The following is a 21774-nucleotide window of genomic DNA, read 5'->3' as shown; positions in this document are numbered from 1 at the left end:
TATGATAACGCTTTAGCAAGAAAAAGTCCATTTGCATATGACGTTTATAAGTTTTGTAATAGAGCAAAAAGAGAGTACAATATACTAAGTAAAATGAACTTACGTGTAATGACTGGAGGATACATATCATGACAATTTCATGTGACGTGGCCATACTTGGCGGAGGTACTGGAGGGTATGTGGCGGCTATTCGCGCTGCACAGCTTGGAAAGTCCGTTGTCGTCATCGAAATGGACAAACTGGGAGGAACCTGTCTGCATCGGGGCTGCATTCCTAGTAAATCGCTGCTCCGTAGTGCAGAGGTATATGCTGAAATCAATGAGAGCGAGAGCTATGGCATTGAGACAAGCGGTGTACAGCTGGTATTCCCAAAGGTACAGAAACGCAAAGAAGCTGTAGTTGAGCAACTTCATCAAGGCGTACAATATTTGATGCGCAAAAATAAAATACAAGTTGTCAAAGGTAAAGGGCGCGTAACGGGTCCTTCTATTTTTTCTCCGCGCAGCGGTGCTGTAGCTGTGGAACTGGAAGATGGGGAGATGGAAACAGTAGTTTCTAGCCATCTTATTATCGCTACGGGCTCACGCCCCCGAGTATTGCCTGGTCTCGAACCAGACGGGAAAGTGATTCTTAGCAGTGATGAAGCTCTCACACTCGAAGAGCTCCCATCCTCTATCATTATTGTGGGCGGCGGTGTAATTGGGGTCGAATGGGCTTCAATGCTGGCTGATTTTGGAGTGCAGGTGACTGTGGTTGAAGCGGCAGGTCAGTTACTGCCTCAAGAGGATGAAGAGATAGCTAAGGAACTGCAACGTTTGTTGAAAAAGCGTGGGGTTAAGGTACTGACTGAAACTACAGTGGATGCTGCAACCTGCCAGGTAACGGAGGATGGAATTTCGATCGAAGCCCGTAAGGGAGAGCAAAGTCAAAGCCTAACGGCAGAAAAATTGCTTGTATCCGTAGGCAGAGTGGCCAACATCGAGAATATTGGACTGGAAAACACAGACATTCGCTTTGACAAAGGGATTATTGCTGTAAACGCTAGTATGCAGACGGCAGAGCCGCATATTTATGCCATTGGCGACTGCATCGGTGGGCTTCAATTGGCTCATGCAGCCAGTCATGAAGGGATAATGGCGGTTAATCATCTATCTGGTGAGAAGCTACATCCTTATCATACACATTTAGTACCACGCTGTGTCTATACTCGGCCTGAGGTAGCAAGTGTGGGTTACACCGAGAAGGAAGCTAAACAGCTTGGACATGATGTAGTGATTGGGAAGTTCCCATTCTCGGCCATTGGTAAGGCAATTGTATATGGCCAGAAGGATGGATTTGTCAAAGTTGTAGCCGATCGTAGCAGTGGAGATATTCTTGGTGTGCAGATGATTGGTCCTCATGTGACGGATCTAATTGGAGAAGCGGCCTTGGCACAGCTTCTGGATGCAACACCTTGGGAGATTGGCGAAGCTATACATGCTCACCCTACCCTTTCGGAGATTATCGGAGAAGCAATGTTAGCTGTGGATGGAAGATCTATTGGATTTTAGTTTTTCTTAGCTTTTCTTTTTGGGTAGAAAGGGATTATAATATACTCAAGTCAAGTCTTAGTACCAGGTTTTAAGATCAGGGCACAATTGGTCTTAATTCCTGTAAGACTTCAGGCTTTATGAATAAGGAGGTATCTCTTTATGGAATCCCAAGGTACTGTAGAAACGATTAACAGACATAAGCAGCTTGGACTTAGTGACGGCCAGGTCATCGATATGTACAGATATATGTCGCTCGCTCGTAAATACGATGAGCGCAGTCTGCTGCTTCAGCGCGCTGGCAAGATCAACTTTCATGTCTCCGGTATAGGCCAGGAGGCGGGTCAGGTGGCGGCGGCGTTCGCGCTGGACCGGCAAAATGATTATTTTTTACCTTATTACCGCGATTATGCTTTCGTGCTCTCAGTGGGTATGACTACACGCGAACTTATGTTGTCCGTATTCGCTAAGGCAGAAGATCCAAACAGTGGTGGGCGGCAAATGCCGGGTCACTTTGGCAGCAAACGTCTGCGTATTGTGACAGGGTCAAGCCCTGTAACCACTCAGGTCCCTCATGCGGTTGGCTTTGCTCTGGCGGCCAAAATGCAGAAGAAGAAATTCGTCTCCTTTGTAACCTTCGGTGAAGGTTCCAGCAATCAGGGGGATTTTCATGAAGCTTGTAACTTTGCCGGAGTGAATAAGCTGCCGGTTATTATCATGTGCCAGAACAATCAGTACGCAATCTCTGTTCCTGTTCATAAACAGTTAGGCGGCAAGGTTAGCGACCGTGCACTGGGTTATGGATTTCCTGGTGTGCGTGTAGACGGAAACGATCCGCTTGAGGTTTATCGTGTCGTTAAGGAAGCGCGGGAAAGAGCCCTCGCGGGTGAAGGTCCTACGCTGATTGAAGCGATGATGTACCGTTTGTCTCCACACTCCACCTCAGATAATGATCTGGCTTACCGGACCAAAGAAGAGGTTGATGAGAACTGGAAGAAGGACGGCGTAGCAGGATTCCGTAATTACTTGATCGGTCTGGGATTGTGGAGTGACGAGCAAGAACAAGATCTTGCTGCTGAATGCAATCTTGAGCTTAAAGCGGCTATCGAGTATGCCGATAATGCTCCGTTCCCGAAACCGGAAGACACACTGCTGCATGTATACAGTGATTCCGACCTCAAAGGAGGGGCATAAACCATGGCTATAATGGAATATATCGATGCCATCAGGCTCGCGATGAAGGAAGAAATGGAGCGCGATGATTCCGTGTTCGTGCTTGGTGAGGACGTTGGTCTCAAAGGCGGCGTATTTACCACAACTAAAGGTCTACAGGAACAGTTTGGCGAAGAGCGGGTTATGGATACACCCCTCGCTGAATCAGCGATTGCTGGTGTAGCCATCGGAGCAGCTATGTACGGAATGAAACCAATAGCTGAAATGCAATACTCCGACTTTATGCTTCCGGCGACGAATCAAATTATCAGTGAAGCGGCTAAAATCCGCTATCGTTCAAATAACGATTGGAGTTGCCCGGTTGTCATTCGTGCTCCTATTGGCGGCGGGGTGTTCGGCGGTTTGTATCATTCACAGTGTCCAGAATCGATTTTCTTTGGTACACCTGGATTGAAGATTGTAGCGCCTTACTCCGCTTATGATGCTAAAGGATTGTTGAAAGCAGCTGTTCGGGATCCTGATCCGGTTCTTTTCTTTGAGAACAAAAAGTGTTACAAGCTGATCAAGGAAGAAGTGCCGGAAGGGGATTACACCGTTCCAATTGGCGAAGCTAATCTGTTGCGTGAGGGAACGGATATTACGGTGATTGGCTACAGTCTCCCGCTGCATTTTGCTATGCAGGCTGCGGAAGAATTGGAACGCGAGGAAGGAATTACAGCACATATTCTTGATCTGCGTACCTTGCAACCGCTGGATCGTGATGCGATTATTGCTGCTGCCCGTCAGACCGGTAAGGTATTGATTGTGCATGAAGATAATAAAACAGGCGGTATTGGCGGCGAAGTGGCGGCTATTATTGCTGAGCATTGTCTGTTCGAACTGGATGCACCGATCTTCCGTCTTTGTGGTCCCGATGTTCCGGCGATGCCAATCAGCCCGCCAATGGAGAAGTTTTTCATGCTAAGTAAAGAAAAAGTGAAGGCGGAAATGCTCCGGCTGGCACAATATTAATTTGTTGAGTAGATGCGAAGCTTCCTAAAACTCAGGTGATGCTGACGAAGCTTCGTAAAACTTTAAGAATATGCTTACGAAGCAAGTTTTACTATGTAGTCTTTCTAAGAGTCAATGCTTCGTAAAACTTTTAAGGAGTGAAAAGATGTCTGACAACCAAAAGTTGACTGACGTGATCATGCCGCAGCTGGCGGAATCGCTAGTATCGGCGACGATCGGCAAATGGCTGAAGAAACCGGGCGATCCGGTAGAACAATACGAACCAATATGTGAGCTTATTACAGATAAAGTAAATGCGGAATTACCTTCAACGATAGATGGAGTTATGGGTGAACTATTGGCGGAAGAAGGCCAGGTTGTCAATGTCGGCGAAGTCATTTGTCGTATAGCCGTGCCTGTGACTGCATCTGCTGCTGTAAACGTGACTAACACTAACACAGTTGCAGCTAATTCCTCTAATAATGTTGCAGGACAAAGTGCGACTTCAACTGCTGGCGATATGATGCGTGCACGCTATTCTCCTGCGGTACAGACTTTGGCTGCTGAACATAACATCGATCTGACTTTAGTTGCTGGTACTGGTATGGGTGGTCGGATTACCCGTAAGGATGTGCTGACTTTCCTCGAAAGCGGCGGAGCTAGATCTGCAGCTTCGATTTCTGCTAGCCAGCCTGCCCCAATGGCGTCACAACCGCCTGCTCCACAGTTCGTTCAAGCCCAAGAGAAGAAGGCAGAAGAGCCACTTCGCCATTCGGGTCTACACTTGAGCGAATCTCCTCGTATTCCAACAATTGAAGTTGAGGGTGGCAGAGGCAGCAGTTCTGAATACCTGATTGATGTAACGCCAATCCGGAATACAATTGCTACAAGAATGCGTCAAAGTGTCTCTGAGATTCCGCATGCTTGGACAATGATTGAGGTAGACGTGACTAATCTGGTCGCACTGCGCAATAAACATAAGGATGAGTTCAAGCGTAAAGAAGGTATCAATCTAACCTATCTGGCTTTCATGATGAAGGCTGTTGTGAGTGCGATTAAGGATTACCCGATTATGAACTCTGTCTGGGCTGTAGACAAAATTATTGTCAAACGTGATATCAATATCTCGTTAGCGGTAGGTACAGAAGATTCGGTTATCACTCCTGTGATTAAGAAGGCTGATCAGAAAAATGTCGCTGGGTTGGCTCGTGAGATTGATGAATTGGCACAAAAAACACGCGAAGGCAAACTGAGCCTGGAAGATTTGCAGGGAGGGACTTTCACTGTAAATAATACAGGCTCGTTTGGCTCCATTCTTTCTTATCCAATCATTAACTATCCACAGGCAGCGATTTTAACATTTGAATCGATTGTAAAAAGACCTGTGGTCATTAACGATATGATAGGTGTGCGATCAATGGCTAATATTTGTCTGTCGCTCGATCATCGGATTCTGGACGGAGTCATTTGTGGTCGTTTCTTGCAACGCGTCAAGGATAATATTGAAGGATATACCCCGGATACGAAACTTTACTAAAATAATAACGAGCCAAACTGTGCAGGCATGAGACTGAAAAAGGGGACCTGACGGTATGAATAATTCGGATATTCGTAAGCTGCAGATTTCATATGACCCTATTATGGAGTATGGGACGGCCTGGGAGCTGCAAAAAGAAAGTGTGCATGCCATTGATTCTGGCGAGCAGCCGGAGAGACTTATTCTTTTGCAGCATCCGCCTACCTATACTATTGGTTCACAAAATCATCCTGAACATCTTCTCTTGGATCAAAAGCAGCTCGAAGAAAAAGGAATCGCGCTGTTTGAAATCGATCGCGGAGGAGATATTACATATCACGGACCCGGTCAGCTTGTAGGTTATCCGATCCTTAAGCTCGGAGAAGATGGCAAAGTGGATTTGCATGGGTACTTGCGCAGTCTGGAGGCTGTTATTATTGATTATTTGGCATCCTACGGTATTGCCGGAGATCGTAAACCGGAGTACACCGGAGTATGGGTTGGCGATGAGAAGATCTGTGCTATTGGTGTGAAGTTTAATAAGAGTAAATTTAGAAGAGGTTTTATTACCAGTCATGGTTTTGCTTTTAACATTTCTGAGGGGATTGCGGCGCGCGGGTTTCAAGGGATTATTCCATGCGGGATCACCGATTTTGGGATAACTTCTCTAGAGGAATGTGCAGGTCGTCGATTTGAGCTTCAAGAGGTGGCTAGAGAGCTGGTTCCATATTTCTTGAAACATTTTCCATATGAAGAGCTGATGGATACTTTCTGTGATATGGCAACGGTTGATTAGGAACAAACGTGCAGGCCAAATAGCGGCAAGGAGTTCCTAGCCGCTATTATTAATGCTTCCTGAGCAATGTTTAACCTGCAAGGAACGGCTCGATAACCATAAAGAGCGTAGAGGCAATCATGGCAAACAACATGACGTAGATGAAGATCTTGAACCATTTATTACGTTGCATGGGTAACTCCTTTAGATTTAGTTTAAGTTATTAACATGAAGATGGTAATGCCGTACAACCATTGTACCGTATTCACGAAAGAGAGGGAAGTCCAGTGATTTCACAAGACCGATTGATTCAGGAGTTTATGGAACTTGTCCAAGTTGATAGCGAAACAAGAAATGAACGGCAGATTGCCGATGTCCTTAAGAGTAAGTTTAACGAACTGGGTTTAGAAGTGCTCGAAGACGATTCCCAGGAAAGAACCGGACATGGAGCAGGTAATCTATTCATTACCTGGCCAGCTGAGAATGGAGGAGCTGCTCCAAAGCTTCTGTTCACTTGCCATATGGATACGGTTGTTCCCGGACAAAATATCAAGCCTACACTTGGTTCAGATGGATGGATTACAAGTGATGGCACTACGATTCTTGGAGCTGATGACAAAGCAGGGCTTGCGGCATTGTTCGAAGCCATTCGCGTGATCCAAGAGCAAAAGCTTCCGCATGGTCAGATTCAATTCGTGATTACAGCGGGTGAAGAATCTGGATTGCTGGGCGCACGTTCGATGGATCCAAGCAACTTGGATGCAGACTTCGGCTTTGCGCTTGATTCCAATGGTGAAGTTGGAGCGATTGCGGTGGCAGCACCGACACAGGCTAAAATCACGATGCAAATCTTTGGGAAATCGGCTCATGCTGGCGTGAACCCAGAGGACGGCATCAGCGCAATTCAAGTCGCTAGCAAAGCGATTGCAGCCATGAAGCTGGGTCGTATTGATAACGAAACCACAGCGAATATTGGAAAGTTCGCTGGCGGCGGCCCAACGAATGTAGTGTGCGATCACGTCCAGCTGGATGCAGAAGCACGCAGTATTGTGCAGGAGAAGGTTGGCGATCAAATCGCTTCGATGCGCGAAGCACTCGAGACAACTGTGCGGGAATACGGCGCAGAATGCGAATTCCGCAGTGAAATCATCTACCCTGCTTTTAGCTTTAATGAACATGATCCGGTAGTGCAGCTTGCACAGCGGGCCATTACTTCTATGGGGCTTACTCCACGTCTGTTCCACTCTGGCGGAGGTAGTGACGCTAACGTGTTCAACGGTCTAGATGTTCCGACTGTTAACCTTGCAGTGGGTTATGAACATATCCATACTACCAAGGAACGGATTAAAGCCGAAGATATCGTTAAAGTGGCTGAACTCGTTGTGAATATTGTAAAAGAGAGCGTAAAGGGCTAACGCCTTATAAAACACCAGAGCAGCGATTCTACCGTAACGGAGGATCGCTGCTCTGCATTTTTTTTATGGGGAGTTTAGTGCAGCTATATTTAGGGTAATCCCAAAAAAGTCATGCGACCTCTAACGCCGCTTTTGGCGAGTCTCGAAGTAGAGATTTTCGGAATCCCCGGATGCCACCCCTCTCTTGAGGCTAAAAGACCCAGATGACGCTAAAAGCAAAATTATCGCCATTTGAGAAGAGTTTCGGACACCAGCGCAGCTATTCCATAAGAAGAGGAGCATATAGTGTGTTTTTCGTGCCGATAGCTGCAATGGGGTCCGATAGAATCGCAAAAGTAGGGAAAAGGTGTGTTTAAGGGAAGCAGTGTCCGATAGCGCCAAGTCCGCCCCCTCTTTTGAGGCTAAAGGACCCAGATGACGCTATAAGCAAAATTATCGCCATTTGAGCAGAGTTTCGGACACCCGTGCAGCTATTCCTTATAAAGAGGAGCATATAGTGTGTTTTTCGTGCCGATAGCGTCACTGGGGTCCGATAGCATAGCAAAAGTGCGGAAAAGGTGTGTTTAAGGTCAACTGAGTCCGAAAGCGCGAGTCACTTCCAATGGGCAGAGAGCGACAGCACCAAGTCCGCCCCCTCTCTTGAGGCGAAAGGACCCAGATGACGCTAAAAGCAAAATTATCGCCATTTGAGAGGAGTTTCGGACACGAGCGCAGCTATTCCTTAAGAAGAGGAGCATATAGTGTGTTTTTCGTGCTGATAGCGTCACTGGGGTCCGATAGCATAGCAAAAGTGGGGAAAAGGTGTGTTTAAGGTCAACTGAGTCCGAAAGCGCGAGTCACTTCCGATGTGAGAGAGCGATAGCGCCAAGATCCCCCCTCTCATGAGGCTAAAGGACCCAGATGACGCTAAAAGCAAATTTATCGCCATTTGAGAAGAGTTTCGGACACTAGTGCACCTATTCCTTAAGAAGAGTAGCAAATAGTGTGTTTTTCGTGCCGATAGCGTCACTGGGGTCCGATAGCATAGCAAAAGTGCGGAAAAGGTGTGTTTAAGGTCAACCGAGTCCGATAGCGTACAAAGGTAGGCGCAATAGCAACCTAATCAAACAACTTGTGCTAGATATCAGCATCGTGAGCGATCAACAAGTTGTGTCTGACGCCAGCATGGTGAGCGATCAACAAGTTGTGTCACATGCCAGCATCGTAAGCCCATTAGTTGCTTAATCAATCAACCTGTGCCCAATACCAGCGGCCTAAGCGCAATTCCCCCTAATCGGGGCGACGCAAAAAGACTGGGGTGCCCCAGCAGCCATTTCATGGCTTTTGAGACACCCCCTATAGTTGTGTGAACATGTATGGCTAAGTCCCAAAGGAGAGGATGAATTCATCCTGCCTTGGACGGAAGGATTGCGGATTGATCGTGCAGGGAAAGAATGTATGCCAAGGGCATATCGCGCCCATACTGCTGGATCCATCCAGCCAAGATGGCCTTTATTTCCTCCGGCTTACCTACCATCATCACTGCGGATGAGCTTGTACGGCTGAAGATTTCATTCATCTGAAATTCCTTCTTTCCCTTTAAGTTTGCTATAATACACCGTATGCACAATAGAGAAAAAGGAGACCAGAAACTTTATGGGAGAACAACATTTGCACAGCAAACCCGAGCTTGATGAAGTGACATTGTCTACACAGCCAGTTTTTGATGGGAAGATTATATCTTTGCAGGTGGACACAGTGAGACTGCCTGATGGAAATACTGCGACACGTGAAGTTGTGAAGCATCCCGGCGCCGTAGCGGTGCTTGCTTTAAACAACAACAAAATGCTTGTTGTAGAGCAATACCGTCAGCCCATGCAACGCACTGAGGTGGAAATTCCTGCTGGGAAGCTGGATAAAGGTGAAGATCCATTAGTTGCGGCTGGTCGTGAACTTCAGGAAGAGACTGGATTTCACAGTGGAGATCTGAAATTGCTTAAATCTTTCTATACTTCTCCCGGCTTCGCCGATGAGATTATTCATTTGTATGTGACTACTAACGCTCAACCAGGGGACATGTCACTGGACGAGGATGAATTTCTAGAGGTTTCGGAGCTTACCCTGGAGGAAGCGTATCAATATATGGCTGACGGGCGCATCGCGGATGCAAAAACGATGATGGCAGTGTACGCTTGGCATCTATACACGCTGACAGGCCAATGGAATTAACAACTGAACTGAAGAGTTTCTATTGCGATTTGCATGTTCATATTGGGCGAACGTCGGAAGGTCAGGCTGTCAAAATTAGCGGCAGCCGCGAGCTTACCTTTGCGGGCATTGCCAAAGAAGCTGCAGAGCGCAAAGGACTAGAAATGATCGGTATTATAGATAGTCATTCACCTGGCGTCCTGCGGGATATTCAGCGGTCTTTGGAATCTGGAGAGATGACATTAGCTGAAGGTGGAGGCATTGCTTACCGAGGGACTACGATCATTCTGGGAACAGAGATTGAAATCCGCGAGCCAGGGCGAAAAGAGTGCCATGTGCTCGCTTACATGCCGGACGTGGAACGCATGACCGACTTTAGTGCGTGGATGAGCCGCTATATGCGGAACGTGAATCTAAGTTCCCAACGCCTGTATGCTCCGGCTAGGGAGCTTCAGGATGAGATTTACGGCCGGGGAGGCATTCTTATCCCTGCACATGTTTTCACGCCTCACAAGGGCTTGTACGGCTGTGCTGCCGAGCGTATGGCGGACATCTTTGATCTGGACCGCATAGCTGCGGTTGAACTTGGGCTGAGTGCAGATTCCGAAATGGCTGGATATCTCTCTGAGCTGGATAATTTCACGTTTCTAACCAACTCAGATGCGCATTCACTGGGTAAGTTAGGGCGTGAGTATAATGTGATGGAGCTGGCACGGCCTTCGTTCGCTGAACTGCGGCTTGCACTGGAACGTAAAGATGGGCGGAAGGTAAGTGCTAATTTCGGACTTAATCCGCGGCTTGGCAAATACCACCGGAGCTATTGCGGGGGCTGTGGCAGTATTATTGATGAGGCTTATGTCAACTCGGACCGTTGCCAATATTGCGGCAGTCTTAAGCTGGTTAGAGGTGTCTTCGACCGGATCCTAGATATTGCGGACCGCAAGACCCCGTTAGTGCCTGCTGACCGTCCACCCTATCATTATCAGGTTCCGCTTGAATTTATCCCGGGGTTAGGGAAGGCGAAGATGAACGCGTTACTGCAAGCGTTTGGAACTGAGATGAACATTTTACATGGTTGTGGTGAAGCGGAAATTGCCAGCGTTGTAGGTGCGGATCTGGCGTCGATGATCGTCCAGGCCCGCTCTGGAATTTTGGAGCTATCAGCAGGCGGTGGCGGGACGTACGGTAAAGTGGTACAGCCCAGAAAGTAGAGGCATTACCTGAAGGACAAGTCATATCGCGGGACGTTTTCTCATATGGTGTAACATGTAACCGGAAAGGGGAACGTCCCAAATGCGTAATTTACGGCTGATGATGAAGGAACAGACGCCTCTGTATATTTTTGTCGGCGTATTATTTCTGGTAGGTGTTGTGTTTGGAGCTCTTATCGTTAGTGCGCTTACGATGGATCAGCAGCAGGAGCTGGGGGATTATCTGGGGAATTTCTTTGTTACGGTTGATCAGCAAGGTCTGCCAGCCGCACCTGATTCGTACTGGAGTATAGCGGCCTTGAATCTGAAATGGATCGGACTGATCTGGATTCTTGGGTTGTCGGTCATTGGGCTGCCGGGAATTTTGATTCTTGATTTTTTAAAAGGGGTACTGATCGGTTTTACGGTTGGCTGTCTGGTCAGTCAATATTCTTGGCATGGGATGTTGTTCGCGTTAGTCTCTGTGGCTCCACATAATCTGGTGCTGATCCCTGTGTTGCTGGTAAGCAGTGCAGCTGCGATAGCTTTTTCCTTGCAGATGATCCGCAGCCGGGTGATGGGACAGCGCCGGACGCCAGTGACTCGTCCTTTTACCATGTACACTATATTGTCATTTGTGATGGCGCTTTTGATCCTGGGTATTTCATGTTTTGAGACTTGGGTTACACCAACCATGATGCGTTGGGTCACGCCTTCACTTGTACAAGCGGTGACGACCTTGACTGTGCAGTAAAAGCGTTTGACTTCTGAAAGCGACACCCCCTATAATGGAAGAAGTGGTTTGAAGACCGGTGCGGTAATTATCCAAGGGGGAGGGAGACAGGTGGAAGCACGGATAGACAAGATTAAGCAACAGTTACAATCCCAAGGATACAAGCTTACACCCCAACGGGAAGCGACCTTAAGAGTGCTGCTGGAGAATGAGGAAGATCATCTTAGCGCGGAAGACGTATTTATGCTCGTGAAGGAGAAAGCTCCCGAGATCGGTCTTGCGACTGTGTATCGTACCCTCGAACTTCTCAGTGAGCTTCATGTCGTAGAAAAGATCAATTTCGGCGACGGTGTAGCCCGGTATGATTTGCGAACAGATACTGCGAAGCATCATCATCATCACTTAATTTGTGTGCAATGCGGCAGTATGGATGAGATTCGTGAGGATTGGCTCGGTCCGCTGGAAGAGAGACTGGAGAAAGAGTTTAATTTCACAGTGCTTGATCATAGACTTGATTTCCATGGGATTTGCTACCGCTGTACTGATAAGAACAATACAGACGGAAATCCATCCTAAAGTTATCTTATATTAAGAATTAACTTCACAAGTCCTCCCCGGTTCCTATACCGGAGGGGGCTTTTTAAATGATTAGTCTATTAGAGCCATACATATCAGCCTTTTTTGGAGCATAAAATGAAGGACGAGCAGAATTCATTTATATGTAATAGGAGGCGTCCTTATGATTGTTTCTGTGCCCAAAACAGTGCGTAAGCTGTATTTTATGATCATGTTTGTGGCTCTAAGCTATTTACTCTACTATGCTATGAGCTGGCTAGGGGAATGGCTCAGTCCGATAGAGAATTATGGAATTCCTGAAGGCACCGCTGTTCGGGCATTTGATCACGCCGAGGTTGGTGATGATGGTCTGAATGCACGGCAGCGCTTGCGTTTCTATTACTGGTTCGGAGAATGAAAGCTACGCAGGAAGCAGGAACAAGCGAGAAGAATGTCGAAGAAAGCTAGGGTGGATTTATGCAGAGTAAGCGTTGTGTACACATCTGCTGAAGCCTCATGCTGAATGTGCTGCAGGAAGACACTAAGAGTAGCTGCGCCAGGACAGGAGCGTGAAATAATGAAGTCACACTTGCAGCCTTTTTTACATTATTTGTCCGGTGATAAAGGCTTGTCCCCGAATACACTGGAATCTTACGGTAGGGATGTATCGCAGTTTCTAGAGTTTGCTGAAGAGCGGGGGGTTGAGCAGCCCGAAGAAATCCGAAGATCTCATGTGATGTTATATCTTGGCTCCTTACGCGGAGCGGGAAGAGCCACTGCAACGCTCAACAGAAACGGAGTGTCCCTGCGGGCCTTTTTTCATTATTTGCTGAAGGAACGTTTAATTGAGCAGGATCCAACACTGGACATGGAAACCATGAAGCCCGATAAGAAGCCACCTATGGTGCTTGCGGTTTCGGAGGTTGAGCGTCTGCTAGCTGCTCCAGATGTGAGTACAGCACAAGGGATGCGCGATAAGGCTATGCTGGAATTGCTCTACGCAACGGGGATAAAGGTTTCTGAATTAATTTCTCTTAACGTAGACGATGTGCATACGGACATGAAGTTTGCGCGCTGTACAGGGACTTCGGGCAAGGAACGAGTGGTTCCCATTGGAACCATTGCTGCAGAGAGTGTAGCAGCTTACACTTCTCTTATGCGGGACAAGCTGCTTCGTGATCATCAGGAGGAGCCGGCCATGTTCCTGAATAGCCTAGGTGGGCGTTTAACCCGCCAGGGGTTCTGGAAAATCATAAAAAAATACGCTCGGGAAGCAAACATTGAGCAGGATATTACACCGCATACGCTTAGGCATTCCTTTGCCGCCCATTTACTGGAAGGTGGAGCGGATTTGCGTTCCGTACAACAAATGCTGGGTCATGCTGATATTTCGACGACTCAGATTTATAACGGTATCGCGCGTAAGAATATGAAGGAAGTATATGAGAGCCATCATCCCAGAGCTCGCTGATCATGCTTCAAAGATGCTTTTTGTGAGTAAGATAGTTATGATGGAATCATACTTATAGGATAGACTGGGGAATGGGTAATTTTCCACAGGTTATCCTTTGGCAGAAACGGATACCTGACAGGCGATACATTGTATCGCTAGCTACGGAAGCGTCTGACTTCCGGGAGAAGGTACAGCCGTTTCTTCTTGTTGGTGCAAACGAATGAACGATCTATATTAAAAAAGGAGTGAAGACAATATGTCCTCATTTAAACGAATTGGTTTTATTGTTTTGGATAGTGTAGGTATCGGAGAAGCTCCAGATGCTGCGAATTTTGGTGATGCAGGGTCGCATACGCTTGGCCATATTTTGAACCGTGTTCCCGGATTAAAACTGCCTAACCTTCAGCAGTTAGGATTAGCTAATATTGCTCCGCTGCCGCCACTTGAACCTGTAGCTTCACCAACTGGATATTATGGCAAGATGCAGGAAGTATCTGTAGGTAAGGATACGATGACCGGGCACTGGGAGCTGATGGGGCTGAAAATTGAGGTTCCATTCAATACGTATCCGGATGGATTTCCGGCAGAATTGATTGAGAAATTCGAAGCAGCAACTGGCCGGAAAGTGATCGGTAATAAACCGGCTTCCGGTACGGAAATTTTAGTTGAATATGGCGAAGAGCAGATGAAGACCGGAGCTTGGATTGTGTACACCTCTGCGGACAGTGTATTCCAGCTTGCGGCACATGAAGATATCATTCCACTGGAAGAGCTATACAGCGCGTGTAAAATCGCCCGTGAGCTAACTATGGCTCCTGAATTCTCCGTAGGGCGCGTTATTGCTCGTCCATATGTTGGCGAACCAGGAAAGTTCGTACGGACCTCGAATCGCCATGATTATGCCGTGAAACCACCGGAACCAACGGTAATGAATTCGCTGGCTGATATCGGAAAAGATGTTATCGCGGTAGGAAAGATCAACGATATTTTCACAGGTGAAGGGGTTACAGCTTCTTACCCTACGAAGAGCAATGAACATGGTATCGAAGTTACCATTGAGCAGCTTCGCCAACCGTTCAACGGGTTGCTGTTCACGAATCTGGTGGATTTTGACTCTTTATATGGACACCGCCGCGATCCGGAAGGATACGGTCATGCACTGGAAGTATTCGATCAGGCGTTGCCTGAAATTCTATCCACGCTTGGTGAAGATGACCTGTTGATTATTTCAGCAGATCATGGGAATGATCCAATCCATAGTGGAACAGATCATACTCGTGAATATGTGCCGCTGCTTATTTACAGCCCACGCCTTAAGCATCCAGATAGCTTGGGTATTCGTGAGACCTTCTCGGATGTTGCTGCAACCATTGCTGATAATTTCGGTGCGAAGGCGCCGCAGTATGGGACAAGCTTTTTAGCGAAACTGCAATAAAAGAATGTGGGTTGCGCCACAACATTCATTAAGGAGGATCATCCATAGCATGTTAACTCAAAAAGAAATTCAAGAAGCAGCCATTTATATAAAAGACAAATGTCCGGTGGCTCCGGAAATTGGATTGATCCTTGGTTCAGGACTCGGTGTGCTGGCAGACCTGATCACCGATGGAATCAGCATTCCATATGATGAGATTCCTCACTTCCCTGTGTCCACTGTAGAAGGGCATGAGGGAGAACTGCTGATCGGTATGATTGAAGGACGCCGTGTCGTGATGATGAAGGGCCGCTTTCATATGTATGAGGGTTATGGACCGGAGGTTACGGCATTCCCTGTTCGGGTTATGAAAGAACTTGGTATAGCCAGCCTATTAGTAACTAATGCTGCTGGTGGAGTGAACACAGATTTCACGCCGGGCGATCTTATGCTCCTTACGGATCATCTGAATATGACGGGACGGAACCCGTTAATAGGACCTAATGATCCTGCACTGGGCGTGCGCTTTCCGGATATGTCAACCGCTTATAGCCGCCGCCTGATCAAGGTAGCGAAGGAAACGGCAGCGCAGCAGAATTTCGAATTCAAAGAAGGCGTATATGCAGGTCTGCTGGGACCTTGCTACGAAACACCTGCTGAAATCGTAATGCTTCGTCATCTAGGGGCTGACGCTGTGGGCATGTCTACTGTGTCGGAAACCATTGTTGCCCGGCATGCAGGTATCGAGGTATTGGGTATCTCCTGTATTACTAACATGGCTGCGGGAATTCTGGATCAACCGCTCAACCATGAAGAGGTTATGGAAACTGCAGATCGTGTGCGTGAGCGTTTCCTGAAGCTGGTGTTGGGCTTTATTCCGAAAATGTAATTTCGGGTACTGCATTATGAATTTTTGGGAGGTCCAATCTATGACACAAGTGAATGAGCTTGAGCCATTGACGTTTGAACAGATAATGAAGGTAACTAATTTGACTAGACCAAAATTTATCGGACTTGCTCACGCAATTGTCCGTGAAGTGCAGGTGTAATATGAGAGCTGTAGATATTATTCAGAAAAAAAGAGATGGTGGAGAGCTGAGTCGTGAGGAAATTTCCTTTTTAATTCAGGGCTACAGTAAAGGTGAAGTGCCTGATTATCAGCTCTCTGCATGGGCAATGGCTGTTTATTTCCAAGGCATGAACGCGCGGGAAACCGGCGATCTAACGATGGAAATGGCGATGTCCGGCGATCAAGTAGATCTTAGCCCAATTGCAGGCATTAAGGTTGATAAACACTCCACAGGCGGAGTGGGCGATAAAACAACTGTAGTACTGGCACCCTTGGTAGCTTCTGCTGGAGTACCGGTAGCGAAGATGTCCGGCCGCGGACTTGGGCACACTGGAGGCACGCTCGATAAGCTGGAGTCCATCAGTGGTTTCTCTATCGAGATGGCTCGTGAGCGTTTCTTTGACCAAGTAGGGGAGATCGGGGCTGCCGTGATCGGCCAGTCGGGTAACATTACACCCGCAGACAAAAAGCTGTACGCCCTTCGGGATGTAACTGCAACAGTTGAATCCATCCCCCTTATTGCAAGCTCTGTGATGAGCAAAAAGATTGCAGCAGGTGCGGATGCGATCGTGTTGGATGTCAAAACAGGCAGCGGTGCTTTTATGAAGACGCTGGATGATTCTATAGCACTCGCTCAGGCGATGGTTGACATTGGAACGCATCTGGGTCGCAATACCGTTGCGATTATCAGTGATATGGACCAGCCGCTTGGTTACGGGATCGGAAATGCGTTGGAAATTAAGGAAGGAATCGAGACCTTGAAGGGTCACGGTCCGAAGGATCTGCAGGAGGTCTGTCTTATTCTGGGCAGCCAGATGCTTGTTCTTGGCGGCAAAGCCAAGGATGAAGCGGAGGCACGTTCGATTCTTATGACGCATATTGAAGATGGCAGTGCGCTAGAGAAGTTCAAACAAATCGTGAAGGCACAAGGTGGAGATGTATCGCAAATTGATTCTCCGGAGAAGCTCCCTACGGCTAAGCGATTCATTGAAGTGAAAGCAAAAACCAAAGGGTTCATAGAAGGGATTCAGGCCGAGGAAATTGGCGTTGCGGCTATGCTGCTTGGAGCTGGACGTGAAACTAAGGAATCCGTAATCGATCTGGCTGTGGGGATTCAACTTTCTAAAAAGGTTGGAGATGCTGTAGAGATCGGCGAGACGCTTGCAGTCTTGCATATCAATGATGCCAGTGAGAAGAAAGTAGAGGAAGCTGAAGGTAAGGTGTTAGAAGCCTACCGTATCACTTCTGAACCTGTTCCTGCCCAACCTTTGGTATTTGCACTTGTTACTAAAGATGGGGTAACACGGTACTAGCCTAGGCAATATAAATATTGTCATGGCTATGGCCTTAAACAAACAACAAAGCAGCGATCCTCCCATAACGGGAAGGTCGCTTCTTTGCGTTTTGCTCAATGGTGCAATATTTATAACTGATTATTAATCTTATTGAATATCAGCGAAGCCCCGCTGCTTGTATTACATAATACGACCACAGCCTCGCCACTAGCTGGATAGATAGCCGACCGGAAGGAAACACCGGGATCATAGCCCATAATGTGAAATTTGAACACTTTTTCTTCGCGGAGGGTAATCCATACACCATAACCATAATAGCCTTCGCCATCCACATGTACATGGGGAGTAAGCAATAATGAAGTGAGTACTGGACTCAATAATGTATGGTTCATTAACCCGCTCCAGAATAGCTGCATGTCGGGGGCAGCGACGAAAGCTCCACCGTCAGCGCCTCCCTTTACCGGGATTGAGTAGATGTTGGTTCTCCAGTTTCCGTTCTCTTCCTCTATGTATCCTAGTGCACAGTTGGCAGGTAAGGCATCTAACGTAAAGTAACCGGATTGCTCCATTCCGCAAGGCTTAAAGATGTGCTGCTCTACATAATCGGAAAAAGACATTCCACTCAGCTTCTCTACCAGAAGGCCTAGCACGATATAGCCGGCATTATTGTAGTGGAAACGTTCGCCAGGGGTCCACATCATGGGAAGAGTCCGGAACATCGGCACAAAATCCTCAAGCTGTCGCAAGGTGTACATAGGCCGTGCCTTCCACAGATCCTCGAAATCATCCATAATTGTTTCATCAAAATAATCCGGAATACCAGAGCTATGCGTAAGCAGCTGATGTATGGTGATGTCGGGACTAAAGAGAGGGAACTCTACCTTTTTCAGATAATCTAATAGTCTACTTTCAAAAGAAATCAATCCCTGATCGACCAGCTGGCAGACAGCGATCGCGGTAAATATTTTACACCCGGAAGCAATGCCGAACCGAGTATGAACATTGTTTTCGCGCTTATCCGACTTATTGGCATAACCGTAACAACTGCTGATGACTTTTTTATCAGGTTGTTGTACCAGCACTACACCAGAGAAATTGTTCTGTTTAGCTTCTGCTTCAATACAATCTGCAAGGTGGTTCATCTGTATATTCACTCCTCTATAAGCAGTTAAGTTCTTAAATACCATTCGTTAAAATATTACATTTTCCTTTAAAGGGAGGTTAATTGAGTACGGAAAAATTGGAAATACTTAAAATTTGAATTAACTTTTGATCTCCCCTATAATAAAAATGCTCTGCAACTGCTGCTGGGCTTTTTTTTATTGACAACATCATTACTTCTTGCGATAAATTATTATAGTTATTTACTTGGAAATGGAATAATTCCCACCCTTTCTGACGAAACTGGAACACAGTACCTGTGATATGAAGGTTAACGTTCAGGAGGGGAACCATTGTGAGAAAAATGCGTTTTGCTGTGCTTGTGCTCTGTATCGTTGTGTCGGTTCTAGGACCGATGTCAGGTGCTTATGCTGAGGAAAAAAGCAAGGATTCTGGCAGTAATGCTGCCGCTGTAGATCTTGCGCCTGGTGCGCGTTCTGCGATTTTGATGGATGCAGGCACTGGCACTATTATTTATGAGAAGAACAGCCATGATAAGCTGCCTCCCGCAAGTATTACGAAGATTATGACGATGCTGCTTACGGTGGAAGCACTGGATGAAGGAAGACTGCAACTGACGGATAAGGTGCGCACGAGTGAATATGCCGCATCGATGGGCGGATCGCAAATTTTCCTGGAGCCTGGTGAAGAAATGTCGGTGGATGAGATGCTCAAAGGCATCGCTATGGCCTCCGGTAATGATGCATCTGTGGCAATGGCAGAGAAAATAGCGGGTTCGGAGAGCGCTTTTGTCGATCTGATGAATAAAAGAGCGGAAGAGCTGGGTCTGAAAGATACCCACTTTGCCAATTGCAACGGTCTTCCAGCTGCTAATCACTATTCCTCAGCCTACGATATTGCGGTAATTAGCCGGGAGCTTTTAAAGCATGATAGAATTATCAAATATACCGGTTCCTATCAGGATTATCTGCGTAAGGATTCCACCAAACCATTCTGGTTGGTAAACACGAACAAGCTTGTACGTTTCTATACAGGCGCTGATGGACTGAAAACAGGATATACCGCTGAAGCAAAATTCTGCTTATCCGCTACGGCTGCAAGAGACGGTCTGCGTGCTGTTGCTGTTGTGCTGGGTGAGCCGAACACGAAGACACGTAACAGTGAAGTGTCGGGCATGTTTGACTATCTCTTTTCGCAATATAAGATCCACACTATTCACAAAGAAGGGGACGCTATCGGTACCCTTAAGATTGAGAAGGGTGTGAAGTCCGAGCTGCCGATTACGGCGAAAGAGACGTATAGTGTTCTTTTGAAAAAAGGTGTGACGCAAGAAGGCATTCGTCACGAACTAGTACTTCCAGAAAGCGTGAAGGCACCAGTGGCTGAAGGCCAGTCCATAGGCAAGCTGGTTGTCTACCAAGGAACCCAAGTGATTAAAGAGTATGAACTTAAAGCAGGGGAAGCTGTGGCAAAAGCAGGCTGGTGGAAGCTCTTTAAACGTACAACAGGCTCGATGTTCGGCATGGATTAAAAAGAGCTTTTTTGTAGATTGCGCCCATGTGCTTTGTAGATTCATAGGGGTTTTCTTCTAGTTTTGTCGTGAGGCAGGATTCCTGATTTGCCACGTAGAAACCTTGTCCTTGAAGAGAATGGGTACTGTCTCTTAAGGCCAAGTTTTCAAAGCAACGAAGAGGAGAGTGGCAAGCATGAATTCTAATGTGGAAATGGAGCATCACAGGGGTGTGCTGATTGTCCGTTTATCTGGGGAACTCGATCATCATGCCGCCGATTTTGTAAGAATGGATATGGATGAAGCGATTATGCGGGGTCAGGTATCGCATTTGATCCTTAGTCTTAAGCATCTGCAGTTTATGGACAGTTCGGGTCTCGGCGTAATTCTGGGAAGGTATAAACTGATCCATAGTAAAGGCGGCAAAATGGTGGTGTGTGATGCAACGGCACCTGTGAAGCGACTTCTGGAAATGTCAGGCCTGTTCAAGATCATGCCCCTATATGACGACGAGAGCACTGCACTCTCGGATTTGGAGGTTGCGTTATGACAAATGGTAAGGCTGGTAACTTCATGAACGTGCAGTTCGCTGCACTCTCGGAGAACGAATCATTCGCGCGTGTAGTTGTAGCGGCGTTCGTTTCTAGGCTTGATCCTACAATGGACGAGCTGAATGATCTGAAGACAGTCGTGTCGGAGGCGGTCACCAATTGTATTATTCATGGGTATGATAGTGATCCGGAAGGTATTGTGACTATTTCAGCTTCGCTGGACAACGAAACGGTACATTTAACCATTGAGGATCAGGGACGGGGCATTGAGGATTTGGAGCTGGCACAACAGCCGCTATATACCTCAAAGCCAGAGCTGGAGCGGTCGGGCATGGGCTTTACCATTATGGAGAATTTCATGGATGAATTTGAAGTCACTAGTGAACCGGGACACGGCACTTCGATCTCAATGAAGAAAACCATCGTTTCGAAAAAAGCTTTATACAATTAGGGGTTGGAGCCATGGATGCAGAGTCAAAAAAAGCTCCGCCGACCTATTTGGACGATGCGGAGGTCAAACGTCTTATCGCGCTCAGTCAGGCCGGAGATAATCTTGCCCGAGACACACTAGTTAGCTGCAATATCCGGTTGGTCTGGTCGGTAGTGCAGCGGTTTATGAACCGCGGGTATGAACCTGACGATTTGTTCCAGATCGGTTGCATCGGGCTCTTGAAGTCCGTTGATAAGTTCGACCTCAGCTATGAGGTCAAATTCTCCACTTATGCCGTGCCGATGATCATTGGCGAGATTCAGCGTTTCCTTCGCGACGATGGAACCTTGAAAGTTAGCCGTTCTCTTAAGGAGATGGCTAATAAGGTCCGCAAGATGAAGGATGAAATGTCTAAGACGCTGGACCGTCTGCCTACCATCGGTGAAGTTGCTGAGGCACTGGGGGTTACCCCTGAAGAAGTGGTATTTGCTCAGGAAGCTAACAAGCCACCGACCTCGATTCATGAGACGGTGTTCGAGAATGATGGCGACCCGATCACACTGATTGATCAAATCGCTGACGAATCACAGGAACGCTGGTTTGATAAGCTGGCACTGAATGAGGCTATCGGAGGTCTCAGCGAGCGTGAACGGCTGATTGTTTATCTTCGGTATTACCGTGACCAAACGCAGTCAGAGGTTGCCAGTCGCCTTGGGATTTCTCAAGTGCAGGTATCCCGGCTGGAGAAGAAAATATTGCAGAATATCCGCGAGCAGATTGCTCAGTAGATAATGGCTAAAATGTAAAGACGCTTGCGAAATAGCGAATAGGAAGAAAAAGCCGCCCCGAAAAGGGGGGGCTTTTTAT

22 protein-coding genes are annotated in these 21774 nt (G+C 47.2%); 19 read left to right on the top strand and 3 right to left on the bottom strand.

Annotated elements, in window-relative coordinates; genetic code table 11:
* Nucleotides 1–128 precede the first annotated feature (128 nt).
* From lpdA to lipB, 5 genes are all read left to right on the top strand, one after another.
* The gene (lpdA, locus tag MKY14_RS12400; RefSeq protein ID WP_340976545.1) at nt 129–1550 is read left to right on the top strand and encodes a dihydrolipoyl dehydrogenase; all 1422 of its coding nucleotides are present in this window, start codon (nt 129–131) and stop codon (nt 1548–1550) included.
* 141 nt (nt 1551–1691) lie between these two features.
* Nucleotides 1692–2723: a thiamine pyrophosphate-dependent dehydrogenase E1 component subunit alpha gene (locus MKY14_RS12395; RefSeq protein WP_036676031.1), complete on the top strand. Its 1032-nt coding sequence runs from the start codon at nt 1692–1694 to the stop codon at nt 2721–2723.
* Between the two features lie 3 nt (nt 2724–2726).
* Nucleotides 2727–3713 (top strand): alpha-ketoacid dehydrogenase subunit beta, encoded by a 987-nt coding sequence (locus MKY14_RS12390; RefSeq protein WP_036676034.1) that lies wholly within the window; start codon nt 2727–2729, stop codon nt 3711–3713.
* A 145-nt stretch (nt 3714–3858) separates the two neighbouring features.
* Nucleotides 3859–5229, top strand: a complete 1371-nt coding sequence (locus MKY14_RS12385; RefSeq protein WP_340976543.1) for a dihydrolipoamide acetyltransferase family protein — start codon at nt 3859–3861, stop codon at nt 5227–5229.
* A gap of 55 nt (nt 5230–5284) precedes the next feature.
* The gene (lipB, locus tag MKY14_RS12380; protein ID WP_076184128.1) at nt 5285–6004 is read left to right on the top strand and encodes a lipoyl(octanoyl) transferase LipB; all 720 of its coding nucleotides are present in this window, start codon (nt 5285–5287) and stop codon (nt 6002–6004) included.
* Nucleotides 6005–6074: 70 nt separating this feature from the next.
* On the opposite strand, the gene prli42 is transcribed toward lipB, so the two are convergent.
* Nucleotides 6075–6176: a stressosome-associated protein Prli42 gene (gene prli42, locus MKY14_RS12375; RefSeq protein WP_094872112.1), complete on the bottom strand. Its 102-nt coding sequence runs from the start codon at nt 6174–6176 to the stop codon at nt 6075–6077.
* A gap of 94 nt (nt 6177–6270) precedes the next feature.
* On the opposite strand from prli42, the gene MKY14_RS12370 reads away from it, so the two are divergent.
* Nucleotides 6271–7398 (top strand): tripeptidase T, encoded by a 1128-nt coding sequence (locus MKY14_RS12370; protein ID WP_076129490.1) that lies wholly within the window; start codon nt 6271–6273, stop codon nt 7396–7398.
* A gap of 1384 nt (nt 7399–8782) precedes the next feature.
* Here MKY14_RS12370 and MKY14_RS12365 read toward each other — a convergent pair.
* Nucleotides 8783–8956, bottom strand: a complete 174-nt coding sequence (locus MKY14_RS12365) for a hypothetical protein (protein ID WP_162636775.1) — start codon at nt 8954–8956, stop codon at nt 8783–8785.
* A 77-nt stretch (nt 8957–9033) separates the two neighbouring features.
* Here MKY14_RS12365 and MKY14_RS12360 point away from each other — a divergent pair, with 77 nt between their 5' ends.
* From MKY14_RS12360 to MKY14_RS12320, 9 genes are all read left to right on the top strand, one after another.
* Complete coding sequence (locus tag MKY14_RS12360) at nt 9034–9606, top strand: NUDIX hydrolase (protein ID WP_036676048.1); 573 nt, start codon at nt 9034–9036, stop codon at nt 9604–9606.
* Nucleotides 9597–10796 (top strand): endonuclease Q family protein, encoded by a 1200-nt coding sequence (locus tag MKY14_RS12355; RefSeq protein ID WP_340976542.1) that lies wholly within the window; start codon nt 9597–9599, stop codon nt 10794–10796. The genes MKY14_RS12360 and MKY14_RS12355 overlap by 10 nt, the downstream gene beginning before the upstream one ends.
* Before the next feature lie 82 nt (nt 10797–10878).
* On the top strand, nt 10879–11529 hold the full coding sequence (gene spoIIM, locus MKY14_RS12350; protein ID WP_036676050.1) for a stage II sporulation protein M: 651 nt from the start codon (nt 10879–10881) through the stop codon (nt 11527–11529).
* Nucleotides 11530–11619: 90 nt separating this feature from the next.
* Nucleotides 11620–12084, top strand: coding sequence for a ferric iron uptake transcriptional regulator (fur, locus tag MKY14_RS12345; protein ID WP_036676051.1), 465 nt, complete (start codon nt 11620–11622; stop codon nt 12082–12084).
* Between the two features lie 163 nt (nt 12085–12247).
* On the top strand, nt 12248–12481 hold the full coding sequence (locus tag MKY14_RS12340) for a DUF4227 family protein (RefSeq protein ID WP_340976541.1): 234 nt from the start codon (nt 12248–12250) through the stop codon (nt 12479–12481).
* 159 nt (nt 12482–12640) lie between these two features.
* Complete coding sequence (xerD, locus tag MKY14_RS12335; protein WP_340976540.1) at nt 12641–13534, top strand: site-specific tyrosine recombinase XerD; 894 nt, start codon at nt 12641–12643, stop codon at nt 13532–13534.
* Nucleotides 13535–13772: 238 nt separating this feature from the next.
* Nucleotides 13773–14951: a phosphopentomutase gene (gene deoB / locus MKY14_RS12330; RefSeq protein ID WP_076129494.1), complete on the top strand. Its 1179-nt coding sequence runs from the start codon at nt 13773–13775 to the stop codon at nt 14949–14951.
* Nucleotides 14952–15000: 49 nt separating this feature from the next.
* Nucleotides 15001–15819, top strand: coding sequence for a purine-nucleoside phosphorylase (locus tag MKY14_RS12325; protein ID WP_036676055.1), 819 nt, complete (start codon nt 15001–15003; stop codon nt 15817–15819).
* A gap of 161 nt (nt 15820–15980) precedes the next feature.
* Entirely contained in the window at nt 15981–17312 is a 1332-nt protein-coding gene (locus MKY14_RS12320; RefSeq protein WP_036676056.1) for a pyrimidine-nucleoside phosphorylase, read from the top strand.
* Nucleotides 17313–17422: 110 nt separating this feature from the next.
* On the opposite strand, the gene MKY14_RS12315 is transcribed toward MKY14_RS12320, so the two are convergent.
* Entirely contained in the window at nt 17423–18436 is a 1014-nt protein-coding gene (locus MKY14_RS12315; protein ID WP_076310281.1) for a serine hydrolase domain-containing protein, read from the bottom strand.
* Between the two features lie 374 nt (nt 18437–18810).
* On the opposite strand from MKY14_RS12315, the gene MKY14_RS12310 reads away from it, so the two are divergent.
* From MKY14_RS12310 to sigF, 4 genes are all read left to right on the top strand, one after another.
* Complete coding sequence (locus MKY14_RS12310) at nt 18811–19947, top strand: D-alanyl-D-alanine carboxypeptidase family protein (RefSeq protein WP_235219379.1); 1137 nt, start codon at nt 18811–18813, stop codon at nt 19945–19947.
* A gap of 175 nt (nt 19948–20122) precedes the next feature.
* Nucleotides 20123–20476 (top strand): anti-sigma F factor antagonist, encoded by a 354-nt coding sequence (gene spoIIAA, locus MKY14_RS12305; protein ID WP_036676057.1) that lies wholly within the window; start codon nt 20123–20125, stop codon nt 20474–20476.
* Nucleotides 20473–20928 (top strand): anti-sigma F factor, encoded by a 456-nt coding sequence (gene spoIIAB, locus MKY14_RS12300; protein ID WP_036676058.1) that lies wholly within the window; start codon nt 20473–20475, stop codon nt 20926–20928. The genes spoIIAA and spoIIAB overlap by 4 nt, the downstream gene beginning before the upstream one ends.
* An 11-nt stretch (nt 20929–20939) precedes the next feature.
* Complete coding sequence (gene sigF / locus MKY14_RS12295) at nt 20940–21695, top strand: RNA polymerase sporulation sigma factor SigF (protein ID WP_036676059.1); 756 nt, start codon at nt 20940–20942, stop codon at nt 21693–21695.
* The last annotated feature ends 79 nt before the right edge of the window (nt 21696–21774 follow it).

This window comes from Paenibacillus sp. FSL R5-0887, assembly GCF_038002305.1.
GTDB classification, from domain to species: domain Bacteria; phylum Bacillota; class Bacilli; order Paenibacillales; family Paenibacillaceae; genus Paenibacillus_AQ; species Paenibacillus_AQ odorifer.
This window is presented reverse-complemented; position numbering and strand designations above follow the sequence as displayed.

What these genes read in the sequence shown, in the direction of transcription:
- MKY14_RS12395 (WP_036676031.1), top strand. Translation starts at nt 1,692, where the DNA reads ATGGAATCCCAAGGTACTGTAGAAACGATTAACAGACATAAGCAGCTT.
- MKY14_RS12340 (WP_340976541.1), top strand. Translation starts at nt 12,248, where the DNA reads ATGATTGTTTCTGTGCCCAAAACAGTGCGTAAGCTGTATTTTATGATC.
- spoIIM (WP_036676050.1), top strand. Translation starts at nt 10,879, where the DNA reads ATGCGTAATTTACGGCTGATGATGAAGGAACAGACGCCTCTGTATATT.
- deoB (WP_076129494.1), top strand. Translation starts at nt 13,773, where the DNA reads ATGTCCTCATTTAAACGAATTGGTTTTATTGTTTTGGATAGTGTAGGT.
- MKY14_RS12325 (WP_036676055.1), top strand. Translation starts at nt 15,001, where the DNA reads ATGTTAACTCAAAAAGAAATTCAAGAAGCAGCCATTTATATAAAAGAC.
- lpdA (WP_340976545.1), top strand. Translation starts at nt 129, where the DNA reads ATGACAATTTCATGTGACGTGGCCATACTTGGCGGAGGTACTGGAGGG.
- MKY14_RS12390 (WP_036676034.1), top strand. Translation starts at nt 2,727, where the DNA reads ATGGCTATAATGGAATATATCGATGCCATCAGGCTCGCGATGAAGGAA.
- sigF (WP_036676059.1), top strand. Translation starts at nt 20,940, where the DNA reads ATGGATGCAGAGTCAAAAAAAGCTCCGCCGACCTATTTGGACGATGCG.
- xerD (WP_340976540.1), top strand. Translation starts at nt 12,641, where the DNA reads ATGAAGTCACACTTGCAGCCTTTTTTACATTATTTGTCCGGTGATAAA.
- MKY14_RS12320 (WP_036676056.1), top strand. Translation starts at nt 15,981, where the DNA reads ATGAGAGCTGTAGATATTATTCAGAAAAAAAGAGATGGTGGAGAGCTG.
- MKY14_RS12310 (WP_235219379.1), top strand. Translation starts at nt 18,811, where the DNA reads ATGTCAGGTGCTTATGCTGAGGAAAAAAGCAAGGATTCTGGCAGTAAT.
- lipB (WP_076184128.1), top strand. Translation starts at nt 5,285, where the DNA reads ATGAATAATTCGGATATTCGTAAGCTGCAGATTTCATATGACCCTATT.
- MKY14_RS12360 (WP_036676048.1), top strand. Translation starts at nt 9,034, where the DNA reads ATGGGAGAACAACATTTGCACAGCAAACCCGAGCTTGATGAAGTGACA.
- MKY14_RS12385 (WP_340976543.1), top strand. Translation starts at nt 3,859, where the DNA reads ATGTCTGACAACCAAAAGTTGACTGACGTGATCATGCCGCAGCTGGCG.
- MKY14_RS12355 (WP_340976542.1), top strand. Translation starts at nt 9,597, where the DNA reads ATGGAATTAACAACTGAACTGAAGAGTTTCTATTGCGATTTGCATGTT.
- spoIIAB (WP_036676058.1), top strand. Translation starts at nt 20,473, where the DNA reads ATGACAAATGGTAAGGCTGGTAACTTCATGAACGTGCAGTTCGCTGCA.
- spoIIAA (WP_036676057.1), top strand. Translation starts at nt 20,123, where the DNA reads ATGAATTCTAATGTGGAAATGGAGCATCACAGGGGTGTGCTGATTGTC.
- MKY14_RS12365 (WP_162636775.1), bottom strand. Translation starts at nt 8,956, where the DNA reads ATGAATGAAATCTTCAGCCGTACAAGCTCATCCGCAGTGATGATGGTA.
- MKY14_RS12315 (WP_076310281.1), bottom strand. Translation starts at nt 18,436, where the DNA reads ATGAACCACCTTGCAGATTGTATTGAAGCAGAAGCTAAACAGAACAAT.
- prli42 (WP_094872112.1), bottom strand. Translation starts at nt 6,176, where the DNA reads ATGCAACGTAATAAATGGTTCAAGATCTTCATCTACGTCATGTTGTTT.